7 protein-coding genes are annotated in these 6,950 nt (G+C 72.8%); 1 reads left to right on the forward strand and 6 read right to left on the reverse strand.

The annotated features are described in order from the left end of the window. Nucleotides 1–70 precede the first annotated feature (70 nt). Genes VR44_RS09800 through VR44_RS09820 form a run of 5 tightly spaced genes read right to left on the reverse strand, consistent with a single transcriptional unit; the run spans nt 71 to nt 4,704 of the window. Nucleotides 71–646 (reverse strand): hypothetical protein, encoded by a 576-nt coding sequence (locus tag VR44_RS09800; RefSeq protein WP_245691658.1) that lies wholly within the window; start codon nt 644–646, stop codon nt 71–73. An 11-nt stretch (nt 647–657) separates the two neighbouring features. Next, nucleotides 658–1,818: an ROK family glucokinase gene (locus VR44_RS09805; RefSeq protein ID WP_045947030.1), complete on the reverse strand. Its 1,161-nt coding sequence runs from the start codon at nt 1,816–1,818 to the stop codon at nt 658–660. Further along, nucleotides 1,815–2,663, reverse strand: coding sequence for an ATP-binding cassette domain-containing protein (locus tag VR44_RS09810; RefSeq protein WP_245691659.1), 849 nt, complete (start codon nt 2,661–2,663; stop codon nt 1,815–1,817). The genes VR44_RS09805 and VR44_RS09810 overlap by 4 nt, the downstream gene beginning before the upstream one ends. Further along, nucleotides 2,660–3,697 carry an ABC transporter permease gene (locus tag VR44_RS09815; RefSeq protein WP_045947032.1) on the reverse strand — a complete coding sequence of 346 codons (1,038 nt, stop codon included), beginning with the start codon at nt 3,695–3,697 and terminating at the stop codon, nt 2,660–2,662. The genes VR44_RS09810 and VR44_RS09815 overlap by 4 nt, the downstream gene beginning before the upstream one ends. Then, a complete protein-coding gene (locus tag VR44_RS09820; RefSeq protein WP_045947033.1) occupies nt 3,694–4,704 on the reverse strand; it encodes a sugar ABC transporter substrate-binding protein in 1,011 nt (336 codons plus the stop codon). Before VR44_RS09820 ends, VR44_RS09815 begins: the two co-directional genes overlap by 4 nt. 143 nt (nt 4,705–4,847) lie before the next feature. On the opposite strand from VR44_RS09820, the gene VR44_RS09825 reads away from it, so the two are divergent. Then, nucleotides 4,848–5,852 (forward strand): Gfo/Idh/MocA family protein, encoded by a 1,005-nt coding sequence (locus VR44_RS09825; RefSeq protein WP_045947034.1) that lies wholly within the window; start codon nt 4,848–4,850, stop codon nt 5,850–5,852. A 133-nt stretch (nt 5,853–5,985) separates the two neighbouring features. On the opposite strand, the gene VR44_RS09830 is transcribed toward VR44_RS09825, so the two are convergent. Beyond that, nucleotides 5,986–6,900 (reverse strand): DMT family transporter, encoded by a 915-nt coding sequence (locus tag VR44_RS09830; protein WP_045947035.1) that lies wholly within the window; start codon nt 6,898–6,900, stop codon nt 5,986–5,988. Nucleotides 6,901–6,950 lie beyond the last annotated feature (50 nt).

The following is a 6,950-nucleotide window of genomic DNA, read 5'->3' on the forward strand; positions in this document are numbered from 1 at the left end:
GGTTTCGGCCGGTGCGGCGAGAGTGCGTGCCGGGCGCCGTGGGCGCCGTGTGGGACTCTCGCGACACCCCCTAGGGGACGGTGGTGGAGACCACGTAGACGCGGGGGGCGGCCGGGTTGGTGAAGTCGACGGTGACGTCACGTGTGGGACGCGGGTCCTCGGCCTCCAGGGTGACCCCGGACCACTGGTGCGCGGGGCTCCAGCTCCAGCCGGCGACCTGGGCGTCACGGTCGGAGACCGAGACCCCGGGGGTCAGCGCCCCGCGGCCGGTGCCGATGTCGGCCAGGAAGGTGTCCAGCTGCTCCGGGGTGACCTGGAACTGGACGTACAGCCGGCTGGTGTGCCAGTTGTTGGTCTCCAGGTAGCCGACGTGGGCGGCCATCAGCGGGATCGGCACCTCGTAGATGCTGCGCTGCACCTTGGACGGCCAGTCCGGGCGGACCTTGACGGCGCCCACCCGGGCGGCCTTGTCGCGGCCGCTCTCGCGGCTCTGCTGGGCGGAGATGGCCAGGTAGCCGGCCGGGACGCCGATGAGCAGCAGGATGATGAGCGCGGTGACCCAGCGCCGGCGCACGGTGCTGCGCCGCTCCCCGGGGGTGGGCGGCCGGCCGCCGCCCGCCTCGGGCGAGGAGGCCTGACGGGGCAAGGTGGGCGGTGTCACTGCTGGTCCTGGTCCTCGGGGCCGGCGGCGCCTCGCCGGCCGAACTGCGCGTAGCGCTCGTAGCGCTCGACGCGCCGGCGGGTGGCGCGCCGGAAGCGGCGGGCGACGAGCCGGGCGAGGTCGGCGGCGCCGACCATGCCCGCCTCGGGGCCCAGCTGGGCCTTGGCGATGCGGGCCTCGGGGCGGTAGCCGCGGCCGGTGAGGTGGCGCCGGAAGGCGTCCCGGGCGGGGCCGATGAGCAGGTCGTCGGCGGCGCTGACGCCGCCGCCGATGACGAAGCACGAGGGGTCGAGGGCGGCGGCGAGGTTGGCGATGCCGACGCCGAGCCACTGGCCGATGTCCTGGAGGAGCTCGACGCACATGGCGTCGCCCTCCCGGGCCAGCTCGGTGATCAGCGGTCCGGTGATCTCGTGGACGTTGCCGCCGACCCTGGCGATGATGTCGTGCGCGACCGGGGAGTCGGCGGCGGCCAGCTCGCGGGCCTCGCGGACCAGGGCGTTGCCGGAGCTGTACTGCTCCCAGCAGCCGCGGTTGCCGCAGGGGCAGCGGTGCCCGCCGGGGACGACCTGCATGTGGCCGAACTCGCCGGCCACCCCGTAGCGGCCGCGCTTGACCTGGCCGCCCTCCAGGATGGCCCCGCCGATGCCGGTGCCCAGGGTGATCATGACGAGGTGGTCCTCGCCGCGTCCGGCGCCGAAGCGCCACTCGGCCCAGGCGGCCGTGTTGGCATCGTTGTCCACCATGACCGGGACCGCGAGGCGGGACTGGAGGGCGTCGCGCAGGGGCTCGTCCCGCCAGGCCAGGTGGGGGGCGAACAGGACGCGGGAGCGGTCGGCGTCGACCCAGCCTGCCGCGCCGATGCCCACCGCGTGCACGTCGTGCCGGTCGGAGAGGTCCAGGACCAGCTCGGCGATGGTGTCCTCGACGACCTTGGGGCTCTTGGACTTGTCCGGGGTCTCGGTGCGGATCTTCTCCAGGATGTTCCCGTCGGCGTCGACGACGCCCGCCATCACCTTGGTGCCGCCGATGTCGATGCCGACCGTCGGGACGCGGGGGGCGGTCAGGTGCGACCGGCGCTCACGGGTCCCGATGGTCCGCAGGACGGTGGCTCGCGCCGACCCGCGGTGGGTGAGCGAGAAGTCCCGGTAGGTGGTCATCGAGTCGTGTCGTCCCTGTCGGAGGCGGTGGCGGGGGTGGAGCCGGACGGGGTGTCCGGTCCTGATTCTGCCACCCGCTCCAGTTCGTGGCTCAGCTCGTCCAGCTCCGAGCCCCCCGCCATCTGCCGGGTGAGCTCGTCGAGGGTGATCGAGTCACGGGTGTGGCTGCCCGCCATGGCACCGCGCTTGAGGAGGACGAAGCGGTCCCCGACCAGGTGCGCGTGGTGCGGGTTGTGGGTGATGAGGACCACTCCGAGACCGGCGTCGCGGGCGGCCGCGACGTACTTGAGGACCACCCCGGACTGCTTGACGCCGAGGGCGGCGGTGGGCTCGTCCAGGACGAGGACCTTCGCGCCGAAGTGGACGGCGCGGGCGATGGCCACGCACTGGCGCTCGCCGCCGGAGAGGGTGCCGATCGGCTGGTCGACGTCGCGCAGGTCGATGCCCATGCGCAGCAGCTCGGCGCGGGTGGTCTCGCGCATGTGGGCCACGTCGAGGCGGCGGAAGGGGCCGCGGCCCCTGGTGGGCTCGGAGCCGAGGAAGAAGTTCCGCCAGACCGGCATCAGGGGGACGACGGCCAGGTCCTGGTAGACGGTGGCGATGCCGCGGTCGAGGGCCGCGCGCGGGTTGGCCAGTACGGTCTCCTCGCCCTCGATCTCGAAGGTGCCGGCGTCGTGCCGGTGCAGCCCCGCGATGATCTTGATGAGGGTGGACTTGCCGGCGCCGTTGTCGCCGAGGACGCAGGTGATCTCGCCGGCCGACACCTCCAGGGAGACGTCGCGCAGGGCGCGGATGTTGCCGTAGTACTTGCTGACTCCGGTCAGCTTCACCAGGGGCGTGCTCATGACCGTGCCTCCGCCCGCTTGCGGACCCATGCGTTGAGCAGCGTGGCGAGCAGCAGCATGGCGCCGAGGAAGAACTTGAACCAGTCCGGGTTCCACTGGGCGTAGACGATGCCGTTGCTGGCCATGCCGAAGATGAACGCGCCGACGGCCGAGCCGATCGCGGAGCCGTAGCCGCCGGTCATCAGGCAGCCGCCGATGACGGCCGCGATGATGTAGAGGAACTCGTTGCCGACGCCCTCCCCCGACTGGACCACGTCGAAGGAGAAGAGGATGTGCTGCCCGGAGATCCAGGCGCACAGCGCGACGCCCATGTAGAGCCCGATACGGGTCTTGACGACGGGGACGCCCGTGGCGCGGGCCGCGTCGGCCCCGCCGCCCACGGCGAAGATCCAGTTCCCGGCGCGGGTGCGCAGCAGGATCCAGGTGGCGACGGCGACCAGGGCCAGCCACCACAGGATGGTGACCTTGAGGGTGACCGAGCCGACGTTCCACTGGGAGGCGAACAGCGCCCGGGCGGAGGAGAAGCCCTCCATGTCGGCGATGGACTTGGTGGAGACGGTGCCGCTGATCAGCTTGGTGAAGCCGAGGTTCAGGCCGGTCAGCATCAGGAAGGTGCCGAGCGTGATGATGAAGCTGGGCAGCTTCGTACGGGTGAGCATGAACCCGTTGAAGAAGCCGATGGCCAGGGTGACCAGCAGGGACACCCCGACGCCGACCCAGACGTTGGCGGTCATCTGGTAGCTGAACATCGAGCTGAAAAGCGCCGAGGTGGTCACCATGACGCCTGCGGAGAGGTCGAACTCGCCGCCGATCATCAGCAGGGCGACCGGGACGGCCATGATCCCGATGGTGGAGGCCGAGTACAGGACCGTGCTGAGGCTGGAGGCCTTCAGGAAGCTGTCCGCGGCGAAGGAGAAGAAGACGAAGACGGCGGCGGCGCCGACGACCGCGCCCAGCTCGGGGCGGCCCAGCAGCCGGCGCACGTACGAGACGGGTGCGAGCCGCTCGTCGGCGGGCGGGGCGGCGGCGCTCATCGGCTGCCCCGCTTGATGAACGGTTCCAGCTTGGCGACCTGGTCGGCGGTGACGATCTGCGGCCCGGTCAGCACCGGGCGGCCGCCGCCGAGCACGTCGCCGTTGTAGCGGTAGAGCCACAGCAGGTCGACCGCCTCGTAGCCCTGGAGGTAGGGCTGCTGGTCCACGGCGAAGCCGAGGGCGCCGGACTTCAGGTCCCGGGCGACGGACTCGTTGAGGTCGAAGGTGTCCACCTCGGCCTTGCTGCCCGCGGCCTCCTTGGCCTTGACGGCGGTGGGGGCGAAGGGGGCGCCCAGGGTGAGGATGCCGTCGACGGACGGGTCGGCCTGGAGCTTGGCCTGGACGGCGGCCTGGACGGAGGGCATGTTGGTGCCCTCGACGTAGAGGTTCTCCATACTGCCGCCGAAGGTCTTCTTCGCCCCGGCGCAGCGCTGCTCGTGGCCGACGTTGCCCTGCTCGTGCAGGACGCAGACCGCCTTCTTCAGGCCCCGCTTGGTCATCTCGGTGCCGACGGCCTCGCCGGCGATCTCCTCGTCCTGGCCGATGTGGGCCAGCGCCCCGTACTCGGCGGACTGGGCGGAGCCGGAGTTGACCGTGATCACGGGGATGCCGGCCTTGACGGCCTTGCCGACGACGTCTTTGAGGGCCTCGGGCTTGGCGAGGCTGACGATGATCCCGTCGACCTTCTGGTCGATGGCGTTCTGCACGAACTGGGCCTGCTGCTGGGCCTGGTCGTCGTGCGAGTAGACAAAGTTGATGTTGTCCTTCGCCGACGCCTCCTTGGCGCCCTTCTGCACGATGTCCCAGAAGGTGTCGCCGTCGCCCGCGTGCGTGACCATCGCGAAGGTCCAGCGCGGCGTGGACACGGCGGGCCGGCCCGCCTCGGCGGCCTTCGCCCGCTCCTCGGCGCGCTTGCCGCCCGTGCTGCTGCAGCCCGCGAGGGAGGCCCCCAGTACCGCCGCGAGGACGGCGCCGACGACGCGTACCCCTGTCCGAACCCTAGCCACGTCCCCGTGCCCTTCCCTCGTCCGTCATGAATCGGTCATTTCCGGTTTCAGCCGCCCAGTATCCGCCACAGTGGACCATGAAGGGTCATCGGGGCATGTGCGGGCGGATTGACAGGTCCCCCGTACGGGGTCACGTTGAGTGCATGCGCATCGGGCTCATCGGAACGGGCCGGATCGGGTCCTTCCACGCGGCCTCTCTGGCCCGCCACCCGGATGCCGGTTCGCTGCTGCTGGCCGACGCCGAGCCGGGGCGGGCCGCGCGGCTCGCGGACCGGCTGGGGGCGACCGCCGCGCCCTCCGTCGACCAGGTGTTCACCTGGGGCGTGGACGCGCTGGTCGTGGCGTGTGCGACCGAGGGGCACGCCGGGCTCGTCGTACGGGCGGTGCGCGGCGGGCTGCCGGTGTTCTGCGAGAAGCCGATCGCCCCCGACCTGGCGCGGACCCTGGAGGTGCTGCGGGAGGTGACCGCCGTCGGCGGGCTGCTCCAGGTGGGCTTCATGCGGCGGTTCGACGCCGGCTACCGGACGGCGCGGGAGCTGGTCCGTTCGGGTGCCCTGGGGCGGCTGCACACCGTGCGCACGATGACCGCCGACCCGGCTCCGCCGCCCGCCGCCTACCTCGCGGGCTCCGGGGGCCTGTACCGGGACTGCCTGGTGCACGACTTCGACATGGCGCGCTGGGTGACCGGCCGGGAGGTGACGGAGGTGTACGCGGCCGGCTCGGACGCCGGTCCGGCGGCCTTCCGCGAGAGCGGCGACATCGATACGGCGGCGGCCGTCCTCACCCTGGACGACGGGACCCTGGTCACCTGCACCGGCACCCGGTGCAACGGCGCCGGCTACGACGTGCGGATGGAGCTCGCCGGGGAGCGGGACCAGGTCTCCTGCGGGCTGGACGACCGTACGCCGATCGCCTCGACGGAGCCGCACGGGCCGCCCCCGGCGAGCAAGCCGTGGACCGGCTTCCTGGAGCGGTTCGGGCCCGCCTACGAGGCCGAGCTGGCGGCCTTCGTCCGGCTGGTGCGCGGCGAGGGGGCCAACCCGTGCGACGGCCGGGAGGCCCTGGCCGCGTTCCGGGTCGCGGAGGCGTGCGAGCGCTCGCGCCGGGAGCGGCGCCCGGTACGGCTGGAGGAGCTCCCGGACCTCTAGGGGGTGTCTTCCGGATCGGGCCGGATCAGCCCGCGGCGTCTGGTGCCGTGCATCGGCGCGTTGGCGGGGCATGCGGGCCACAGTAGGCCCGGTGATCAAATCCGGAAGAGTCGATTGTCGGCCAATCGGCTCGTCAGCCCGCGGCGCGGCGCCCCCACGCCGTGCCGGCCAGGACGAGGGCCGCGCCCGTGAGGCCCGCGGCGCCGAGGTGTTCGCCGCCGAGGGCGATGCCCGCGGCGGCCGCCCACAGCGGTTCGGTGCCGAGGAGCAGGCTGACGCGGGAGGGCGAGGTGCGGCGTACGGCCCACATCTGCACGAAGAAGGCGAAGAGGGTGCACAGGAGGGAGAGGAAGGCCAGCCCGCCCCATGCGGCGGGGCCGAAGTCCGCGGCCACGGCCCAGGGGCTGTCCCCGGTGCCGGGCAGGGCGGCGAGCAGGGCGAAGACCAGGACGGCGCCGCCGAGCTGGACGGTGGTGAGGGAGAGGGAGTCGGCGTCCCGGACGGCCTCGATCCGCGCCATCAGCAGGACGTGCAGGGTACGGGCGAGGGCCGCGCCGAGGATCAGCAGGTCGCCGGCGCCCGGGGCGGTGAACCCGGCGCCCTGGGTGAGCAGGACCACCCCGGTGACGGAGACGGCGGCGGCCGCGAGGAAGGCGCCCGAGGGGGCCGTGCGCCGTACGGCGGACTCGGCGAGCGGGGTGAAGATCATGGTCAGGCTGATGATCAGCCCGGCGTTGGTGGCGGAGGTGTGCACCACCCCGTAGGTCTCCAGCAGGAAGATCCCGCCGAGTACGAGGCCCAGCAGCCCGGCGCCGCGCAGCTGGGCGGCGTTCAGCGCGCGCAGCCGCCGCCGGCCGGCGAGGACCAGGACGGGCAGGACGAGCGCGAAGCGCAGGACGAGCACCGCGACGACCGTGTGGGCGGTGGTGATCCCCTTGGCCGCGAGGTAGCTGCCGCCCCAGACGACGGCGACGAGGAGGACGGGCAGGTCCGCGAGCCCGGCCCGGCGGGGGGCGAGGGCGGGGGCGGGGGCGGCGAGGCTGGACACCGGGGCGGCTCCGTCTGCGGGGAGGGAGTGGAGACGCTGTCTCTTATACA

Origin of the sequence: Streptomyces katrae, assembly GCF_000966975.1 — a bacterium.
In the GTDB taxonomy this organism is placed as follows: Bacteria; Actinomycetota; Actinomycetes; order Streptomycetales; family Streptomycetaceae; genus Streptomyces; species Streptomyces katrae.

What these genes read in the sequence shown, in the direction of transcription:
- VR44_RS09825 (WP_045947034.1), top strand. Translation starts at nt 4,848, where the DNA reads ATGCGCATCGGGCTCATCGGAACGGGCCGGATCGGGTCCTTCCACGCG.
- VR44_RS09810 (WP_245691659.1), bottom strand. Translation starts at nt 2,663, where the DNA reads ATGAGCACGCCCCTGGTGAAGCTGACCGGAGTCAGCAAGTACTACGGC.
- VR44_RS09815 (WP_045947032.1), bottom strand. Translation starts at nt 3,697, where the DNA reads ATGAGCGCCGCCGCCCCGCCCGCCGACGAGCGGCTCGCACCCGTCTCG.
- VR44_RS09805 (WP_045947030.1), bottom strand. Translation starts at nt 1,818, where the DNA reads ATGACCACCTACCGGGACTTCTCGCTCACCCACCGCGGGTCGGCGCGA.